The sequence below is a fragment of the Erythrobacter rubeus genome (assembly GCF_014705715.1).
Taxonomy (GTDB): domain Bacteria; phylum Pseudomonadota; class Alphaproteobacteria; order Sphingomonadales; family Sphingomonadaceae; genus Erythrobacter; species Erythrobacter rubeus.
In genome coordinates this window covers 88,225-105,935 of the sequence record NZ_JACXLC010000001.1, presented here as the reverse complement: position 1 = coordinate 105,935, position 17,711 = coordinate 88,225, and the positions used below count along the sequence as shown (strand labels likewise).

Here is a 17,711-nt window from a genome sequence, read left to right as displayed (position 1 = left end):
TTTCCTACTGCCGTTTCGCTATGTTAAAGCGGAGCCAATGCAAAAGGGTCGCAAAATCGCAGCAAAGCCGCCATATAAACACGCACGGGTCTGCTTTGGCGGGGCCCATCAATTTTTGGTTCTGGACCGTGTAACATGCGGTCCATGTCTCTGTAGGAAACGGTCAATCCGATGAGTTCAGTCCGGCCCTGGCGCGATATCGAACGGCGGCAATGCCGCCAGATCATGGTCGGCGATGTGCCGGTGGGCGGCGATGCGCCGATCACCGTGCAGACGATGACGAACACTCCGACCGAAGACGCGGTGGCGACAATCGACCAGATCCGCCGCTGCGAAGAGGTAGGCTGCGACATCATCCGCGTGTCCTGCCCGACCGAGGAAGCAACCGCCGCCTTTGACAAGATCACCAAGGCCTCGCGCATCCCGGTCGTCGCGGACATCCACTTCCATTACAAGCGCGCACTCGAAGCCGCCGATGCGGGCGCGGCCTGCCTGCGGATCAACCCCGGCAATATCGGCTCGTCCGACCGCGTCGCCGAAGTGGTCCGCGCGGCGAAGGCCAATGGCTGTGCCATCCGCATCGGTGTGAATGCCGGGTCGCTCGAAAAGGACCTGCTCGAGAAATACGGCGAGCCCTGCCCCGAAGCGCTGATCGAAAGCGCGCTCGACCACATCAAGCTGCTGCAGGATCACGACTTCCACGAATTCAAGGTCGCGGTCAAAGCGAGCGACGTGTTCCTCGCAGTCGCGGCCTATCACGGGCTCGCCGAAACGGTGGATTGCCCGCTGCATCTCGGCATCACCGAGGCGGGCGGCCTGATCGGCGGCACCGTCAAAAGCTCGATCGGAATGGGATCGCTGCTGTGGGCGGGTATCGGCGATACGATCCGCGTCTCGCTATCCGCAGAACCGGAGGAAGAGGTCAAGGTCGGCTACGAGATGCTGAAAGCGCTCGGCCTGCGCACCCGCGGCGTTCGCGTGGTGTCTTGCCCCAGTTGCTCGCGTCAGGGTTTCGACGTGATCCGGACGGTCGAAACGCTCGAAAAACGGCTCGAGCACATCAAGACGCCCATGTCGCTGTCAGTGCTGGGCTGCGTGGTGAATGGCCCCGGCGAAGCGCGCGAAACCGATATCGGCCTCACCGGCGGCGGCAATGGCAAGCACATGGTCTATCTTTCAGGCATGAAAGCGCACGCCATCGAAGACGAAGCGATGCTCGACCACATCGTCAAACTGGTCGAGGAAAAAGCCGCGAAGATCGAGGCGGGCGAGGAAACGGCGTTCGATCCGCACGCTACCGAGGCAGAAGCCGCCGAGTGATCCGCCCGATTTTCAGCATGGGATCGGCGTTGGTTCTCGCCGCAGCAATCCTCGCCGCGGACGTGTTCCTGCCGCAAGGCGGCGCGGCGCATGATTATCCCGAAGCCGAAGCCTACCTGGTATCCGACGACGCCGAAGCCGATGTCGAAGCCGCGCTCGGCCGCGCAGCAGAAAACGGCAAGCGCGCGATGATCGTTATGGGTGCAAACTGGTGCCACGATAGCCGGGCGCTCGCAGGATGGCTCGGCACGCAGCGTTTCGCCGAGTTGATCGATGCACATTACGAGCTGGTGTTCGTGAATGTCGGGATGCCGCAATCGGGCGACGGGCATAACCTCAAGATCGCCGAGCGCTTCGGCCTGGATGAGCTGCCCGGCACACCCAACGTCCTCATCGTTACGCCGGAAGGCGAGCTGGTGAACGCCGATACCGCGACCACCTGGCGCAATTCGGCAAGCCGCAGCGAAGATGAAATCTTCGACGAGCTGTCCGCGCTCGCTGATGGGAAAGCCTGACTCTGCTGCACGTCGTCCATCACGCCGATTACATGGCACCGCAGCCCACGCGCGGGACTTTCAAGTTCGACAAATACTATCTCGTGATGGAAGCACTCCGCGAAAGCGGAGCCGCCATCACCGAGCATGCTCCTGCACCCATGCCGCGCCAATGGCTCGAAGCGGTGCATGACCCGGACTATGTCGACGAAGTGTTTCGCGCCGCGGTTCCCCGCGAAAAGGAACGCCGGATCGGCTTTCCCGTGACAGAGCGGATCAGGGACCGGGTGCGCCATACCAATGGCGGCACATGGCTCGCGGCCCGATTGGCAATGGAGCACGGCTATGCTGCCAACAGCGCTGCAGGCAGCCATCATGCGCTTGCCGACACCGGCGCAGGATATTGCGTGTTCAACGATCTTGCGGTCGCATCGCACAGACTGATTGCAGAAGGCGACGTGAAGCACATCCTCATCGTCGACCTCGATGTGCACCAGGGCGATGGGACGGCCAGCCTGACCGCCGGGCGTGAGGACATCTTCACCCTCTCCCTCCATGCAGAGAAAAACTTCCCGGTTCGCAAAGCCCGGTCGAGCCGGGACATCGCCTTGCCCGATGCACTGGACGATGATGGCTACATGGAAGCACTCGGCCGCCACCTCCCCTCCATCATCGACGAGTTTGCCCCCGATCTTGTCCTGTACCAGGCAGGGGTTGATCCCCACGCGAATGACAAGCTCGGGCGGCTGGCGCTGAGCGATGCCGGGATTGCAGCGCGTGACCGATATGTCGTCTCGGAGGCCCGCAAGCGCGGCCTGCCCGTCGCTTCGGCGCTAGGTGGAGGGTATGGCGACGATCAGCGCGAGGTTGCCGAACGCCACGCCCGATCGATGCTAGAGATGGCGCAGGAAAACAGTCGCTTCGCTGCTCCGGCAGAGGTCTTTAGATCGCCTTAATCTGTCGGGCTTACTGTCCCGGGAATGCTAGGCCGGTATGCCCTTTTTGCCTTTGGCGTGGTCGCTTTCACGCTCGTTGCGGTACCCCGCGGCGAGATTGACGGTGGCGTGGCCGAGGCACCCTCTGCAGAGGGCGGCGCTACCGCTCCAGACTCAAGCTGGAGCCACGGATACCACACGCTTCAGCGGCAGTCCGACGGGCATTTCTACGCAACAGCCTATATCGATGGACAAGAAGTGCGCATGCTCGTCGACACCGGTGCCAGCGTTATTGCCCTGACCCGCCGCGATGCCGAGGCGATTGGCGTGTACTGGAACGATTCCGACGTTGCACCGATCGGTCAGGGTGCGAGTGGGACCGTATACGGTGTTCCAACCAAGCTTGACGATGTTGAGGTCGGCGGCGTTGTCCACCGCGACGTGGCAGCCGTGGTCGTGCCCGAAGGACTGCACATCTCTCTGCTGGGCCAATCCTATCTCGGCAGGTTGGACTCGGTTGAGATCAGCGGCAACGAGATGGTAATCTCCGGCGATTGATGGACGCTTAGAAATATCGCAGCTATCCGTATCGCCGCTCGCCACGTGGTGGTAAGGCTCCCCCGCTTTAGGTGATGACGAGGGAGGACGAGCATGCGGCAAATGGAAACCGATTACCTTATCGTGGGCGCAGGCGCAGTGGGCCTGGCATTTGCCGATACCATGCTGGATGAGGATCCCGATTGCCACATCACCATCGTCGACCGGCATTCGAAGCCGGGTGGTCACTGGAACGACGCCTATTCGTTTGTCGCACTGCACCAGCCAAGCGCGACCTATGGTGTGAACTCGATGGAACTGTGCCCAGACCGTGTGGACACCCATGGCCATAACGAAGGGATGTACCCTCTCGCAAAACACTCCGAGATTTTGGCCTATTACGGCAAGCTGATGAATGAGCGCATGCTCCCCAGCGGGCGCGTTTCGTATCTACCGCTCACCGACTACGTCTCGAAGGACGGCAAGGAACATACCGTGCGCGGTATCCTGTCGGGTGATGAGAAGACCATACACGTCCGCCGAAAGCTGGTGGATGCGACCTGGTTTCAGACATCGGTTCCGTCAACGCACAAACCTTCGTTCGAGATCGCCAAGGGCACGCGTTTCGCAATTCCCGGCGACCTGCCCGGCCTTTGGAAAGAGCGCGACAATCTGCCGAGCCACTACATCGTGCTAGGTGCTGGCAAGACGGCGATGGACAGCGTTGTGTGGCTGCTGGAATCGGGCGTCCCGGCAAGCAAGATCGGCTGGGTGCGACCGCGCGATTCGTGGATGTTCAACCGCGCCTTGCTTCAGCCTGCACAAGCCCGGATCGAGGGGCTGATCGAATTCCAGCAGGCCCTGGTCGAAACCGCCGCCACCTCCGAAACAGGCGATGAAATGTTTGCGAAACTGGGTGAGCGCGGCGTTATGCTCCGCATCGATCCAGACATAACACCCAAGATGTTTCACTTCGCGGTGATCTCTCAGGGCGAAATCGACATGCTGCGCACGGTCGAACAGGTCTATCGTCAGGGCCGCGTCACAAAGATCGAACCCGGCGCGATGCATTTCGCGGACGAGACTGTCGATGTACCGGAAGATACGCTTTTCATCGATTGCACAGCGACCGCAGTGCCGTTCGAAGCGCGCGACAATGCGCGCCCCATATTCGAAGGGGACCGCATCACCATTCAGGTCGTCCAAGCCCCCTTCGTACCGTACAGCGCGGCACTGGCGGCATTCCTCGAGGCGAACTTCGACACCGATCAGGAGCGCAATGCGCTCTGCCCGCCCGCACCGCTGACGGACAGCACCGAAACCTATCCCTACGCCGTCATGGCCAATCTTTTCAGCACTGGGATTCTCTCCGCGAACCCGAAAACCAACGCGTTCAACGCGCGCAGCCGCCTGCATCCGACAGGCCCGGCGATCACGAAATTGATCGCAGAGGGCAGCCCCAAGCTGGCCGGCCTGCAAGAAGTCGGCGCGGCCGTCGAAAAGAACATGCCCGGCGTAATCAAGCTCGGCATGAAGGCAAAGGCGATCCACGAAGGCGCCGAACAAACCGGTTAATACCGCGCGCATTTTCCTGTTCACGGGAACTCCATAATTGCGCTATTAGTATTGGCATTATGAAACGGCGCGATCTGCTCAAAACCGGTATCGCTGCTGGAGCGGCCCTGTCGCTACCGGCAAGTGTGGCCGCTGCCCCGCGCAAGGGCAGCGAAAGAGACAGAAAGCTGTTCGAATTGGCCAAGCGCGAGCTTGACCGCGCAGGCGATGTCATCTGGAAAAAGGACATCGTCGGCATTGCCGATTTCGGGGTGCATTCGGCGGAAAAGCGCTTTCATTTCGTCAATCTCGATCGCGAGGAAGTGCAGAGCTTTCACGTCAGCCACGGCACCGGTTCCGACCCGGAGCATGATGGGTGGCTCAACAACTATTCCAACGTCGAGGGATCCAACGCGACCAGCAAGGGCGCCTATATCACTTGGGAATGGTATGTCGGGCGCTATGGCACGTCAGTGCGATTGGGCGGCCTCGATCCCACCAACGAGGCCGCGCTGCGCCGCTACATCGTGATGCACCGCGCCAAATATGCAGAGCCCTCGCATATCGATCGCTGGGGGCGGCTTGGCCGCTCTAACGGGTGCTTCGCGCTCGGCGAAGAGCAGTTCCGCGTTGCACTGCTCAATCTTTCGGGCGGCAGGCTGCTTTATGCCGACAGCCTCGGCTGGTCGGACAATTCGCTGGAATTGCTGCAACCGGATGAACCGAATGCGACGCAGCGCTACGTGCCGGGCTCGTTCTAGCCCCCGACCCGCGGATCGTCTTCGATCACGATAACCTCATCATCGATCTCGTTGCTGCGGTTGCGCTCACGCGGCTTGTCGAGGCTCGCGAGGACCGGGGCGTCGCGGCCGTAGATGTCATCAAAGGTCTGCATTTCCCCGTCAATGTCCGACGCCATCGTGAAATAGGTGATGTAGGCGGGCAGCTCGTCCTTCATGTACACCTTGGTGTATTCGCCGGAAGTCGCGATCTCGACCGCTTCGTCCTTACTGGTCGCCTTGCCGAGGATCGCCATCGTGATCGCCAGTTCGAGCGCGCGCTCCGTCCGGATGCAACCATGGCTTAGCGCCCGGTTGTCATTGGCGAACAGATGCCGCGACGGCGTATCGTGGAAGAAAATCGCATGCGGGTTCGGCATTTCGAGCTTCATCCGGCCGAGCGAGTTGCCCGGTCCGGGCTGTTGCACCACGGTGATCCAGCCGTTCTCGCCGCGCGTCGCCTTGTATCCATTGCGCTTCGCCCACGCAGGGTTGCTCAGCACCTTGTTGCCGAGCCCTTCGCCCTTCACGATGGACTGTGGGACCGTCCAGGTCGGGTTGAAAACCACGCCCGAAACCTTCTCGGCAAGCTGCGGAGTGGCCGTGCGCCCCGGCTTGCCCACCACCGTGCGATACGTGCTGATGATGTTGTCACCGACAGTCAGCCGGAGCTGGTATTCGGGCACGTTCGTGATTAGGTACTTGCGCCCAAGATCGCGCGCCAGCCAGCGCCAGCGGTCCATATTCGCCCTGATGAGCTTGCGCTTGTCGACCTCGGTATCGGGCGTCGCCGCCAGCTCCGCCTTGAGCCGGGCATAGTCGGGATGGGTCGGATTGAGCTTCGCGAGCGTGCCGGCGACGTCGCCGCTTTCCATCGCTTCGGTCAGCAGATCGCCGGTGCGGAAGAAATCGCGGTCGGGATCGACCACGAACCACTGCTCGCGCGCGTCCATCGGCGTCCGCCCGTCACGCAGATCCTCGACCAGCCAGACGAAATTCTTCGACGCCAGCTCGTTCAGCTCTTCGGAAGGTCCCGACTGCACGGCTACCTGCAGAGCCTGCAAATCGTAATCGCGGGGATCGAGACCCTCTGCACCAATGCCATCGATGACAGCGATCAGTTCATTGGCGGCCTCGACGGTCCACGGCTGCACGATGGGCCCTGGAGGCGCGAGGTCGCCCTGCACCACCTCACCCGAAACCATCCGCGGAAACGCCTCGTCGAATGTCGCATCGGAAGCGGTTTCGGACGCTTCAGCCTGCCCATCGGAAGGCTCGTCCGATGGCGCTTCCGCAGCCTCTTCCATGGCCGCGGCCTGCTCGTCCTGAGCGAAAGCCCCGCTCGAAATCAGAGCCGTGGCCGCGATCCCGCTGGCCAAAGTGCCGATCCATTTGCGCATATCTGTCTCGTTTGTCCCAATTCTCACCGCTTTGCGCGGCTTTGCCCTTATTTTCGCACTATATCCCCGCTTGCATAGCTGTATCAAGCCGCAGCGCTTACCCTGCGATGAATTGTACGCAGTCAGGCACGATCCGGCGTGACGACAGGGCGCCTTGTCCCTATGGATTGCCGCCCATGTCCGCTTCGCAAGGTCCTTTCAGTAGATTGATGCCCTTTGCCGCAGCAGCGGCGGGGGTAGGCTTTCTGTCTTTGATGGACGCGCTTATGAAAGACGCAGCCCTCGCAACCGGGACGTATACCGCGACCGTTCTGAGGTCCCTGTTCGGTGCGGCGATCATCGCACCTTTCTGGCTTCTTCAGCGCACCGGTTGGCCGACGCGGTCGGTGTTCAAGCTTCATATCGAACGCGGCATCATCTCCGCATTCATGGCACTGAGCTTCTTTTTCGCGCTGACGAAGCTTCCGCTTGCCGAGGCCATCGCGATCAGCTTCGTCGCGCCGCTCATCGCCCTCTATTTCGCGCGCGTGCTTTTGGGCGAGGAAATCCAGCCCAAGGCGATTTATGCGAGCATATTGGGCTTTGTCGGTACGCTGGTCATTGTTGGCGGGAAATTCGGGCGCGGGGACATGACGGCGGATGTATGGCTGGGCGTTGCTTCACTCGGATTTTCCGCAGTGCTCTATGCTTACAATTTCGTGGTAATCCGCCGTCAGAGCCAGGTCGCAGGCCCGGTCGAAATCGCCACCTTCCATAGCGGCATCGGAGGGCTCGTTCTTCTGCTTTTCGCGCCGTTCCTGGCTACGGTCCCGCAAACCGGTGCACTGATCATGATTGCAGGCGCAGGCGCACTCACTGCTATCGGCGCGATGGCCATCGCATGGGCCTATGCGCGGTCGGAAGCACAGGCCCTCGTACCGATCGAATATACGGGATTTTTGTGGGCAAGCCTGCTCGGCTGGCTTTTCTTCCGCGAACCGGTCACCCTCCCCACATTGGCGGGAACGGCCCTGATCGTGACAGGCTGCTGGATCGCAACGCGAAAGCCGCGAATTCAGCCCGCCGCAGCGGCAGGCTGAACGGTCAATCGCAAGCGACTCGCAACAGCCTCCAAACCCTTGACGCAAAGGGCTATGTCTAGCAGGTGCATTGCATCGAATTCGCGCCAGAACTCGCCAAGTTCCGGCACCCCCTCTCCGCACAGCCTCCACTGATGCGGGACAGCCAACAAGGATGGGATATCCCGATGACAGCAATCGGCAAAGACTCGCTCAACACCCGCTCGACCTTATCGGTGAACGGCACCGAACACGCCTATTATTCGCTCGCAAAGGCGGCTGAGCAACTGGGCGATGTGTCGAAATTGCCGAATTCGATGAAAGTGCTGCTCGAAAACATGCTACGTTTCGAGGATGACGGTTTCACGGTCGGACGCGAACACGCGCAGGCTATCGTCGACTGGCAGAAGAACCCGGTCACAGGCAATGAAATCCAGTACCGCCCGGCGCGGGTGCTATTGCAGGATTTCACCGGCGTGCCTTGCGTCGTCGACCTTGCCGCGATGCGCGACGCGATCAAGGAGCTTGGCGGTGACACTCAGAAGATCAATCCGCAGGTGCCGGTCAATCTCGTGATCGATCACTCGGTCATGGTCGACGAATTCGGCCATCCCAAGGCGATGGAAGCGAATATGGCGCTCGAATATGAGCGCAACGCCGAACGCTATGACTTCCTGAAATGGGGTTCGAAGAGCTTCGAGAATTTCTCTGCCGTGCCTCCGGGTACCGGCATCTGCCACCAGGTGAACCTTGAGCATATCGCGCAGGGCATCTGGTCGAGCAAGGATCCGAACGGCGAAATGGTCGCTTATCCGGATACCTGTGTCGGCACCGACAGCCACACCACCATGATCAACGGTCTTGGAGTACTGGGCTGGGGCGTTGGCGGGATCGAGGCCGAGGCTGCGATGCTCGGCCAGCCGATCTCGATGCTGATCCCAGAGGTAGTAGGCTTCAAGCTGACCGGCAGGATGGCCGAGGGCGTAACCGCAACCGACCTCGTGCTGACCTGCGTGCAGATGCTGCGCGAAGTCGGCGTGGTGGGCCGCTTCGTCGAATTCTACGGCGAGGGCGTCGCCAACCTGACCCTCGCCGACCGCGCCACGATCGCCAACATGGCGCCCGAATACGGCGCGACCTGCGGTTTCTTCGGCATCGACGACAAGACCATCGAATATATGCGCCTCACCGGTCGCAGCGAAGAAAACCTCGCGCTGGTCGAAGCCTATGCCAAAGAACAGGGCATGTGGTTCGACCCGGCCCACGAGCCGGTGTTCTCGAACACACTTGAACTCGATGTTTCATCCGTCGTGCCAAGCCTTGCCGGACCGAAGCGCCCGCAGGACCGCGTGATCCTTCCCGAAGTGGACGAACTGTTCAACGGCGACCTCAAAAAGGTCTACTCCAAGGATGCGCCCGCTCGCGTGAGCGTTGAGGGTGAGGACCACGATATTGGTGACGGCGACGTCGTGATCGCGGCCATCACCAGCTGCACCAACACCTCGAACCCGGACGTGCTGATCGCCGCCGGTCTCGTCGCCAAGAAGGCGGTGGAGAAAGGTCTGAAGCCAAAGCCCTGGGTTAAGACCTCGCTCGCTCCGGGATCGCAGGTGGTCACCGACTATCTCGTCAAATCGGGTCTTCAGGACGATCTCGACGCGATTGGTTTCGACCTGGTTGGTTACGGCTGCACGACCTGCATCGGAAATTCGGGGCCGCTCGCCCCGCCGATCAGCAACGCCATCAACGGCAACGATATCGTCGCGGCAAGCGTCCTGTCGGGCAACCGCAACTTCGAAGGCCGCGTATCGCAGGATGTGCGCGCAAACTTCCTCGCCTCACCGCCTCTCGTGGTCGCTTACGCGCTGAAAGGCACCGTCACCGAAGACATCACCGAAACGCCGATTGGTCAGGACCAGGACGGGAATGACGTAATGCTGGCCGATCTGTGGCCGACCAATGCCGAAATCGCAGAGCACCGCGCGGCCAATATCGACCGCTCGATGTTCGAATCCCGCTACGCCAATGTCTATGACGGTGACGAACACTGGCAGGCGATCACGGTTGAGCCGTCCGACACATATCAATGGCGCGCAGGTTCGACTTACGTCGCCAACCCTCCGTATTTTGAGGGGATGGAAATGACGCCGGCGCCGATCACCGACATCGTTGATGCCAAGCCGCTCGCCATTCTGGGCGACAGTGTTACGACCGATCACATCTCGCCAGCTGGCGCAATCAAGGAAGACAGCCCAGCGGGTTCTTACCTCAAATCGAACCAGGTCGCGAAGAAGGACTTCAACTCCTACGGCTCGCGCCGCGGGAACCATGACGTGATGATGCGCGGCACCTTCGCCAATATCCGCATCCGCAACGAGATGGTGCCCGGCGTCGAAGGCGGCGAAACAACCTATAATGGCGAGCAGATGCCGATCTACGACGCCGCCATGAAGCACAAGGCCGATGGCACCCCGCTGATCGTAGTCGGCGGCAAGGAGTATGGAACCGGCTCCAGCCGTGACTGGGCTGCGAAGGGCACGATCCTACTGGGCGTTCGCGCGGTCATCGTCGAAAGCTTCGAGCGTATCCACCGCTCGAACCTCGTCGGCATGGGCGTGTTGCCGCTGCAATTCAAAGACGGCGACACCCGCAAGACACTGGGCCTGACATCCGAAGACACCTTCTCGATCAAGGGGCTGGATGGTCTCACGCCGGGCCAGGATGTCACGATCGAAGTCACGCGCGCGGACGGTTCGACGTTCGAGTTCACCGCGCTTTGCCGGATCGATACAGCGAACGAGATGGAGTATTACCGCAATGGCGGGATCCTTCACTACGTGCTGCGCAAGCTGGCGGCCTGACGCTTTGGCGATACGCACTCTCCTCACAGCTTTCTGCGGGCTCGCGCTTACAGCGTGCGGTCCGCAGGAGGCGGTGAACGAGCTTGTGAAAGACGAGATCAACGAATCAGCCACGCGCGGCGAGGTTTCCGGCGCGGTGGTCGATCTCACAGTATCGCAGCTCCGTGCTCGTCTGGATCGCGGTGAAATCCGATTGATCGACGTCCGCACTGATGAAGAGGTATCAGAGGGGATGATACCGGGCGCCGAGCATATCGCGCTCGATTCGTTTGATCCCGCCAGCCTGGACGCTGGCGATGGCCGAGAAATCGTCCTCTATTGCCGGTCTGGCCGCAGATCGACCGTCGCTGCGACGAAGCTTGCCGAGCACCTTGATCGCCCCGTTCCGCATCTGTCCGGCGGAATTCTCGCCTGGCAGGAGGCCGGGCAAGCTGTGATATCTCCGTAAGCGTTTGACGCGTTAGGCAAGGCCGTCGACGAGGTAACTTGCATGAAAGCGTCATGATCCTATGCTCTGATATCTCAAGGGGTATCAGGTCGACAGGAGGATATTCATGGCCATTTCATTGCTCGTAAGCTCCGCTTTGCTGGCGTCGATTCAGGCACAGGCCGCACCGCAGACAGGCGGCGAGGAACCACAAGCTGTCGAGGCGACCGCCGAAGACGATGCCCTGTTAGGCGATGCAAATGACGAGCCTGCCGTGGCTGAAGCCGCTACAGACGAAGACAAGGTCATTTGCCGTCGCACCCGCATTACGGGATCACGTTTCAACAAGAAGCTTTGTGGTACGAAGGCGCAATGGGAAGCGATGTCACGGCGTGGCAAAAATGCGACCGAGGAGTTACGAAACCGAGGTCGGAGCATCGCTCAGCCAGGCAGCTGAAACGCTAGCCATCCTCGAATAGCCCGCCCTGCGGCTTTTGCGGCGGCTGCATCTCCAGGTGCTCCCAGCCCGCATCGTTCAGCACGCGGCCCCGTGCGGTGCGCGCGAGCAATCCCAGCTGGATGAGATAGGGCTCGATCACGTCCTCCACCGTGTCGCGCGGTTCGGCCAGTCCTGCGGCCAGCGTTTCGACGCCGACGGGCCCGCCCTTGTAGGTGGTGGCGATCATTGAGAGATATCGCCGGTCCATCACATCGAGGCCGAGGCTGTCGATCTCCAGCCGGGTCAGTGCATCGTCGGCGGCTGCGCGCGTCACCACCGCCTGCCCCGCCACATGGGCGAAGTCGCGCACCCGCCGCAGCAGCCGCCCCGCAACCCGCGGCGTCCCGCGCGAGCGCCGCGCGATCTCACGCGCGCCATCCTTGTCGATGTCCAGACCCAGCAGCCGCGCTCCGCGCGTCACCACCTGGTCAAGCTCCGCATGGGTGTAGAACTGCAGACGCATCGGAATACCGAACCGGTCACGCAAGGGAGTCGTCAGCAGCCCCTGCCGCGTGGTCGCTCCGATCAGGGTGAACGGCGGCAGGTCGATCCGCACGCTCCGCGCAGAGGGGCCTTCACCGATGATGATGTCGAGCGCGCGGTCCTCCATCGCCGGATAGAGCACTTCCTCGACCACGGGATTGAGCCTGTGGATCTCGTCGATGAACAGCACGTCATGCGGCTCCAGATTGGTGAGCAGCGCGGCGAGGTCGCCCGCCTTGGCGATGACGGGGCCGGAGGTCGCGCGAAAGCCCACGCCCAGTTCGGCAGCGACGATCTGCGCGAGCGTGGTCTTGCCGAGGCCGGGAGGCCCGAAGAACAGCGTGTGATCCATCGCCTCCCCGCGCGACTTAGCGCTTTCGATGAACACCCGCAGATTCTCGCGCGCCGCCTCCTGCCCGATGAACTCGGTCAGGCTCTTGGGCCGAAGCGCTGCGTCGGGATCGCCGGGCTGCCGGTCGGGGCTGTGGAGAGGGACGGGATCGGTCATGGCATGACAGCTTTTTCGGCTTCAGGCTCATCTGCGCTCAGCGACGCGTTCAACATCCCGCTGCCGAGCATATAGAGGGCGACGAAGAACGCCATTGCGGAAAACCAACCGAATGCCTGTGTTGTCCTGCTCAAGGGTCGGATTTTGAGACTTTCTGCAATCAACTCACGTTCTAATACTTCATCGCGAGTGCCGTCCGAAGCGACACGCATCCAGTAGCCAATCTGTTTTTGAATGGGGACGAACGATTTTGCGATTGCGCGCTGACCAACAACCGCGACAATCAAAGCGAAAGCGATCCCCAAGGCGAAGCTGAAACCAGCTGCGATACGGTCGCCAACTAGCACGCCATCGATTTGCGCAGCTGCCAACAGGCCACCGCCGTTGAGGGCCAAGAGAGATGCAGTCAGCCATTTGAATGAGTGAGCATGTTGCTCCCATCCAATGGCTCTTATTTCCTTTAGGCTTTCCAACTCTTCGACCGCACCGTCGCGGTTCCGTTTCGATAAAGCGACGCCCGACGTAGAGATGAGCAAGTCTTCCTCCATAGCTTATCACCTCCTAAAACGGGTTCACCGTGTACCCGCGTTGCTGGAGCAGCGCGTGGGCGGTCATGGCGGACAGTTCCAGTTCGACACCTTCGATCAAGTGTTCGGCCTGCACCCCATAGACGCTGGCGCTTTGGCCGCAGACGACGAAGCGGATGCCGTGGTCGAGCATGGCGCGCACCATGCCGGCGCTCGCATTGGCTTCCATGTCGCGCGCGTCCAGCGCCTCATCGGTGACGAGATCGAGCACCGCCTTGCCGTGGACGACCACCACCAGCTTCATGTTCTGCGCAGGCACCCCGGCGGCGGCGTGCATGTTGGTGAAGCGGGCCGCGCTTTCGAACGTGCGGTTGCGCGTGCCGACGTCCGCCCTGTCCGCAACGTCGAATGCGATGCGGAACTCGGCATTCGGATCGAGAGCATTCGCCCCGGCCACGGGCGCGTGCGGGCCGAACTCTTCAAATATGGGACCGGTCGCGAACGCGCTGAAGTCGGGCTCCTGCGCTAAGGCTGGAGCTGACGCGATCAGAGCTACAGCAGTCACGGTGTTGCGCATTTCAGTTCTCCTCCCCATCACCCGGCCGCCTTCTTCAGCGCGACGCGGATCAGGTCGCCTTCGCTCGCGTCTTCGCCCAGCTCGCTCTGGGCGCGCGCCACCGCCTGCGCTGCCACCGCCGCCTTGAAGCCGAGGTTTTCGAGCGCGCTTACCGCGTCGGCGCTCGCCGAGCCTGCCGGGACAGCCGCGATCCCGCTGCCCGCCATGCCGCCACCGGGCAGCGCGCCTGCCCAAAGAGAAGCTTTGTCCTTAAGCTCGTTGACGATCCGCCCGGCGAGCTTCGGCCCGACGCCTTGGGCCCGCGCCACGGTCGCGGCGTCTCCCGCAGCGCAGGCATCGCGCACTTCGCCGGTCGATAGAGCGGAGAGGATCGCGAGGCCCACCTTGCTCCCCACGCCCTGCACCTGTGTCAGCAGGCGGAACCAGTCGCGCTCGTCGCTTGTCGCAAAGCCGAGGAGGCGCATATCGTTCTCGCTCACCTGCAGGTCGGTATGCACCGTGCATCCCTCGCCCACCTCGCCCAAGGCAGCGAGCGTCTTGGTCGAGCAGTGAACGAGGTAGCCGACCCCCTGCACATCGACGATGGCCCAGTCCTCGCCCGTTTCATCGAGCCTGCCGGATAGCTTTGCAATCATCGCCCAGTTTTGCGGGATGCGCGCGGCAAAGGCCAGAGCGCGGGCCGGGTTATCATCACCGCAGCGGCACACAAGCGGGCGAGACATGGACCGCGCAACCGGGTGCTTTCGAAAAAACGAATGCGGTACCAAGTGCCTGACTTTCCGGGAGAACCCCGCGATTTCCGCCAGTTTCGTGTCAGTTTCCGCGGACAAGGATGTTTTTGGGTGTGACTTTCCGCAAGCGCCCAATCCAGGCGCATGGATTGCACGGGCTTCGCTCCGCGCGCGTTGTTCTCCAGTCCTGGCCAACCTCACAGTCATATCCGCAATCTTATCGCCGCCCGGCGCTGTAGGAAATTCGCGCGCGCCCGCGCTTCTCATTCTCGACAGCCCGCCGTTTTTCGCGCATGCAGCATTTCCATGAGTGTCAACACGTTCGGGCGCGTCCTGCGCTATACCACATGGGGTGAAAGCCACGGGCCGGGTCTCGGCGCGGTGATCGATGGATGCCCGCCAGGGCTTCCCCTCAATGAACGGTACATCCAGCCCTTCATGGATGCGCGCAAGCCCGGCCAGAACCGCTTCACGACGCAGCGCAAGGAAGCGGACCTTGTGAAGATCCTCTCCGGTGTGTTCTACAATGCCGATGGCGAACAGGTCACGACCGGCACGCCGATCCACCTGATGATCGAGAACACCGATCAGCGGTCGAAGGATTATTCGGAGATCGCGCAGAGTTATCGCCCGGGACACGCCGATTACACCTACGATGCGAAATACGGCATCCGCGATTATCGCGGCGGCGGCCGGTCGAGCGCCCGCGAAACCGCGGCGCGGGTCGCTGCGGGCGCGGTCGCGCGGCTGATCATCCCCGAGGTAAGAATCACCGCCTATGTGTGCGAGCTTGGCGGCGACACAATCGACCATGAGGCGATCAATCTCGACGAGATCGGCAACAATCCGTTTTTCTGCCCCGATAGCTGGGCGGCCAAGCGCTGGGAGGATCTGGTCGAGAAGGCGCGCAAGGACGGGTCATCGCTCGGCGCGGTCGTCGAATGCGTAGCCGAGGGCGTGCCCGCCGGATGGGGCGCTCCGGTTTACGGCAAGCTCGACAGCGATCTCGCCTCTGCCATGATGAGCATCAACGCGACCAAGGGCGTGGAGATCGGAGACGGCTTCGGCGCAGCCCGACTGACGGGAGAGCAGAACGCGGATGCGATGTCTCCGGGCAAGAACGGCAAGCCGGTCTATGCCAGCAACCATGCCGGCGGGACGGCAGGTGGGATTTCGACCGGACAGCCGGTCGTGTGCCGGGTCGCCTTCAAACCGACCTCATCGATCCTGACGCCGGTGGATTCCATCAACACGGCGGGCGAAGCGACAAAGGTCCGCACGAAAGGCCGCCACGATCCGTGCGTGGGCATCCGCGGGACGCCGGTTGTGGAGGCGATGATGGCGCTAGTGCTGGCCGATCACAAGATGCTGCACCGCGCGCAAGTCGGCGGGGAATAGGCACCCGATCGGCGCGCGGGAGCTGGTGCCTTCTGTTAGTCAGCGTCGACTAACGACGCTTTAGCTGCTTGATAAAGGTCTTCCACTCGCTCTGCGGCTTTTCCTCGACGGATTCTTCGCGCTCGAGCTTGCGGGCGAGCCTGTCATGCTGGACGGCGGTCTCGCGCAGGCGGCGAGCAACCACGGGGTCGGAATGCGCGGAGGCCAGTTGCCGGGCCTTCCGTGCGAGCTGTTGATAGTGAATTGAGTCGCGCAGCGGTTCCATGCCGTAAGTTTACTTTTCAACTAACGCGGCTGCAAGACGGACTCCGGTTTTTGCACAAATGGAATGCGGCCCTGTCCCGGTTTGAACCCGATTGGCAATTCGTGCGCACGAAAAAGGGGCGAGCCTCGCGGCCCGCCCCTCGATCTTGCGGCATGCTCCTTGCGGGCAGGCAGGTTTGCTTAGTTGTTCTGCAATCCTTCGACGCTCTTGCTGACGAGGATGTTCACAGCGACACGGCGGTTCTGCGCCTTGCCTTCTGCGGTGTCGTTGCTCGCCGCCGGATCGGATTCGGCCAGACCGGTCGGGGTCAGCATGCGCCACGGCTTCCAGCCGCACTGCTGCTGCAGGTAGTTCACAACCCGGCCGGCACGCTTTTCGCTGAGCTCCTGGTTGATCTCGTAGCTGCCGGTGGAATCGGTGTAGCCGACGACTAGAAGCAGTGCATTGTCGAGGCTTTCCGCTTCGCTGGCTGCGGTGCACAGCTCGGTGCGGGCCTGGTTCGACAGATTGAACTTGCCGGTGTCGAAATAGACGTTGGTGGTGCCCTTGATGTTGTACTGGTCGATCGCGCCGAAACGTCCGCGCAGAGCTTCGGTCGCGGCCTTGTTTTCACCGATCGCAACCTTGTTGTCGCCAATTGCGGCGCCTTGTTCGGCGAACTGCTGCGACGTACCGCCGCGAACGATGGCTGCGGTTCTAAGGTCCCTGCTCTTCAGATCGATTTCGGAAGCGACGAGGCCGCGTCCCCACTGAACCGTTTCCGCTTTGATCGGCAGACCATTAAGAAGCATATCCGAACTCAGGGTATCCCGGTCGAGGCCGAGGAAACCGCCCGACGATTTGATCTTGGTGGAGGGGCCGAGGATCAGCACAGTGGTTGTACCGTCCTCTCCGGTGACCTGGATCTGGTTGTCGTTGCGGGCGGTGATCAGCCCTTCGATCTCGGGGCCGTCGGTAAGTCCCGACAAATCGCCCGGAGGCGTTCCTGTCACGGTTGTCAGCACGCGCTGATCCGCAACGTCGGCGTCTACAGCACCGTCCTGGGCAGCGATGCTGACCGGTGCGGCAGCCAGCAGCATGGCTGGCAGAATCAGCGCCTTTGGCGTGTTGGAAATAATGTTCATTGCGTTACTCCTTGAAAAACCATTTTAGCCGGTCCTGTGTCTTGCGGCATCGATATTGCAGCGCTTCAGCGCGGCCGTCTTTCGATTTTCAGGCCTGAATTAGGCGTTCCGGCTGTCAGAACCTTTGTCATCTCTTGAATAGGATGTGTGGCATGGATGTCGCACTTGCTCACCATGCGACGGATGGGTGTTCATCTCTACCTTGCTCCCACATGAACAGAAAAGAGGCGACGA

The 17,711-nt window shown here is 61.6% G+C and carries 18 protein-coding genes; 11 read left to right on the top strand and 7 right to left on the bottom strand.

Annotated elements, in window-relative coordinates:
• Positions 1-171 precede the first annotated feature (171 nt).
• From ispG to IB285_RS00505, 6 genes are all read left to right on the top strand, one after another.
• Positions 172-1,320 (top strand): flavodoxin-dependent (E)-4-hydroxy-3-methylbut-2-enyl-diphosphate synthase, encoded by a 1,149-nt coding sequence (gene ispG / locus IB285_RS00530; protein ID WP_190786347.1) that lies wholly within the window; start codon positions 172-174, stop codon positions 1,318-1,320.
• A complete protein-coding gene (locus IB285_RS00525) occupies positions 1,317-1,835 on the top strand; it encodes a thioredoxin family protein (RefSeq protein ID WP_328705824.1) in 519 nt (172 codons plus the stop codon). The genes ispG and IB285_RS00525 overlap by 4 nt, the downstream gene beginning before the upstream one ends.
• Before the next feature lie 32 nt (positions 1,836-1,867).
• Positions 1,868-2,770, top strand: coding sequence for a histone deacetylase family protein (locus IB285_RS00520; RefSeq protein ID WP_190786346.1), 903 nt, complete (start codon positions 1,868-1,870; stop codon positions 2,768-2,770).
• Between the two features lie 108 nt (positions 2,771-2,878).
• On the top strand, positions 2,879-3,307 hold the full coding sequence (locus IB285_RS00515; RefSeq protein ID WP_328705823.1) for a retropepsin-like aspartic protease family protein: 429 nt from the start codon (positions 2,879-2,881) through the stop codon (positions 3,305-3,307).
• Between the two features lie 93 nt (positions 3,308-3,400).
• On the top strand, positions 3,401-4,861 hold the full coding sequence (locus tag IB285_RS00510) for an NAD(P)-binding protein (RefSeq protein WP_190786344.1): 1,461 nt from the start codon (positions 3,401-3,403) through the stop codon (positions 4,859-4,861).
• A 59-nt stretch (positions 4,862-4,920) separates the two neighbouring features.
• Entirely contained in the window at positions 4,921-5,601 is a 681-nt protein-coding gene (locus tag IB285_RS00505; RefSeq protein WP_190786343.1) for a murein L,D-transpeptidase catalytic domain-containing protein, read from the top strand.
• On the opposite strand, the gene IB285_RS00500 is transcribed toward IB285_RS00505, so the two are convergent.
• Entirely contained in the window at positions 5,598-7,019 is a 1,422-nt protein-coding gene (locus tag IB285_RS00500) for a L,D-transpeptidase family protein (protein WP_190786342.1), read from the bottom strand. The two genes, IB285_RS00505 and IB285_RS00500, sit on opposite strands and share 4 nt — an antisense overlap.
• Before the next feature lie 176 nt (positions 7,020-7,195).
• On the opposite strand from IB285_RS00500, the gene IB285_RS00495 reads away from it, so the two are divergent.
• From IB285_RS00495 to IB285_RS00480, 4 genes are all read left to right on the top strand, one after another.
• Entirely contained in the window at positions 7,196-8,098 is a 903-nt protein-coding gene (locus IB285_RS00495) for a DMT family transporter (protein ID WP_456237367.1), read from the top strand.
• Positions 8,099-8,265: 167 nt separating this feature from the next.
• Positions 8,266-10,938, top strand: coding sequence for an aconitate hydratase AcnA (acnA, locus tag IB285_RS00490; RefSeq protein WP_190786340.1), 2,673 nt, complete (start codon positions 8,266-8,268; stop codon positions 10,936-10,938).
• Positions 10,895-11,386: a rhodanese-like domain-containing protein gene (locus IB285_RS00485; RefSeq protein WP_190786339.1), complete on the top strand. Its 492-nt coding sequence runs from the start codon at positions 10,895-10,897 to the stop codon at positions 11,384-11,386. The genes acnA and IB285_RS00485 overlap by 44 nt, the downstream gene beginning before the upstream one ends.
• 106 nt (positions 11,387-11,492) lie before the next feature.
• Positions 11,493-11,822: a hypothetical protein gene (locus IB285_RS00480; RefSeq protein ID WP_190786338.1), complete on the top strand. Its 330-nt coding sequence runs from the start codon at positions 11,493-11,495 to the stop codon at positions 11,820-11,822.
• A 4-nt stretch (positions 11,823-11,826) separates the two neighbouring features.
• On the opposite strand, the gene ruvB is transcribed toward IB285_RS00480, so the two are convergent.
• From ruvB to ruvA, 4 genes are read right to left on the bottom strand one after another with little or no spacing between them, the layout of a single operon-like run.
• A complete protein-coding gene (ruvB, locus tag IB285_RS00475) occupies positions 11,827-12,855 on the bottom strand; it encodes a Holliday junction branch migration DNA helicase RuvB (RefSeq protein WP_190786337.1) in 1,029 nt (342 codons plus the stop codon).
• The gene (locus IB285_RS00470) at positions 12,852-13,403 is read right to left on the bottom strand and encodes a hypothetical protein (RefSeq protein WP_190786336.1); all 552 of its coding nucleotides are present in this window, start codon (positions 13,401-13,403) and stop codon (positions 12,852-12,854) included. Before IB285_RS00470 ends, ruvB begins: the two co-directional genes overlap by 4 nt.
• Before the next feature lie 13 nt (positions 13,404-13,416).
• A complete protein-coding gene (locus tag IB285_RS00465) occupies positions 13,417-13,959 on the bottom strand; it encodes a DsrE family protein (RefSeq protein WP_190786335.1) in 543 nt (180 codons plus the stop codon).
• A 17-nt stretch (positions 13,960-13,976) separates the two neighbouring features.
• Positions 13,977-14,594 carry a Holliday junction branch migration protein RuvA gene (gene ruvA, locus IB285_RS00460; RefSeq protein ID WP_190788914.1) on the bottom strand — a complete coding sequence of 206 codons (618 nt, stop codon included), beginning with the start codon at positions 14,592-14,594 and terminating at the stop codon, positions 13,977-13,979.
• Positions 14,595-14,996: 402 nt separating this feature from the next.
• On the opposite strand from ruvA, the gene aroC reads away from it, so the two are divergent.
• Complete coding sequence (gene aroC, locus IB285_RS00455; protein WP_190786334.1) at positions 14,997-16,088, top strand: chorismate synthase; 1,092 nt, start codon at positions 14,997-14,999, stop codon at positions 16,086-16,088.
• A 49-nt stretch (positions 16,089-16,137) separates the two neighbouring features.
• Here aroC and IB285_RS00450 read toward each other — a convergent pair whose 3' ends face one another.
• Together IB285_RS00450 and IB285_RS00445 are read right to left on the bottom strand one after the other, a co-directional pair.
• A complete protein-coding gene (locus IB285_RS00450) occupies positions 16,138-16,353 on the bottom strand; it encodes a hypothetical protein (protein ID WP_190786333.1) in 216 nt (71 codons plus the stop codon).
• Between the two features lie 179 nt (positions 16,354-16,532).
• Positions 16,533-17,477, bottom strand: a complete 945-nt coding sequence (locus IB285_RS00445) for an OmpA family protein (protein ID WP_190786332.1) — start codon at positions 17,475-17,477, stop codon at positions 16,533-16,535.
• Positions 17,478-17,711 lie beyond the last annotated feature (234 nt).

Excerpts from the sequence above, each read along its gene's own strand:
- aroC (WP_190786334.1), top strand. The coding sequence starts at position 14,997 with ATGAGTGTCAACACGTTCGGGCGCGTCCTGCGCTATACCACATGGGGT.
- IB285_RS00470 (WP_190786336.1), bottom strand. The coding sequence starts at position 13,403 with ATGGAGGAAGACTTGCTCATCTCTACGTCGGGCGTCGCTTTATCGAAA.
- IB285_RS00480 (WP_190786338.1), top strand. The coding sequence starts at position 11,493 with ATGGCCATTTCATTGCTCGTAAGCTCCGCTTTGCTGGCGTCGATTCAG.
- ispG (WP_190786347.1), top strand. The coding sequence starts at position 172 with ATGAGTTCAGTCCGGCCCTGGCGCGATATCGAACGGCGGCAATGCCGC.
- IB285_RS00485 (WP_190786339.1), top strand. The coding sequence starts at position 10,895 with ATGGCGGGATCCTTCACTACGTGCTGCGCAAGCTGGCGGCCTGACGCT.
- IB285_RS00465 (WP_190786335.1), bottom strand. The coding sequence starts at position 13,959 with ATGCGCAACACCGTGACTGCTGTAGCTCTGATCGCGTCAGCTCCAGCC.
- acnA (WP_190786340.1), top strand. The coding sequence starts at position 8,266 with ATGACAGCAATCGGCAAAGACTCGCTCAACACCCGCTCGACCTTATCG.
- ruvA (WP_190788914.1), bottom strand. The coding sequence starts at position 14,594 with ATGATTGCAAAGCTATCCGGCAGGCTCGATGAAACGGGCGAGGACTGG.
- IB285_RS00450 (WP_190786333.1), bottom strand. The coding sequence starts at position 16,353 with ATGGAACCGCTGCGCGACTCAATTCACTATCAACAGCTCGCACGGAAG.
- IB285_RS00445 (WP_190786332.1), bottom strand. The coding sequence starts at position 17,477 with ATGAACATTATTTCCAACACGCCAAAGGCGCTGATTCTGCCAGCCATG.
- IB285_RS00520 (WP_190786346.1), top strand. The coding sequence starts at position 1,868 with ATGGCACCGCAGCCCACGCGCGGGACTTTCAAGTTCGACAAATACTAT.
- IB285_RS00495 (WP_456237367.1), top strand. The coding sequence starts at position 7,196 with ATGTCCGCTTCGCAAGGTCCTTTCAGTAGATTGATGCCCTTTGCCGCA.
- IB285_RS00500 (WP_190786342.1), bottom strand. The coding sequence starts at position 7,019 with ATGCGCAAATGGATCGGCACTTTGGCCAGCGGGATCGCGGCCACGGCT.
- IB285_RS00510 (WP_190786344.1), top strand. The coding sequence starts at position 3,401 with ATGCGGCAAATGGAAACCGATTACCTTATCGTGGGCGCAGGCGCAGTG.
- ruvB (WP_190786337.1), bottom strand. The coding sequence starts at position 12,855 with ATGACCGATCCCGTCCCTCTCCACAGCCCCGACCGGCAGCCCGGCGAT.
- IB285_RS00505 (WP_190786343.1), top strand. The coding sequence starts at position 4,921 with ATGAAACGGCGCGATCTGCTCAAAACCGGTATCGCTGCTGGAGCGGCC.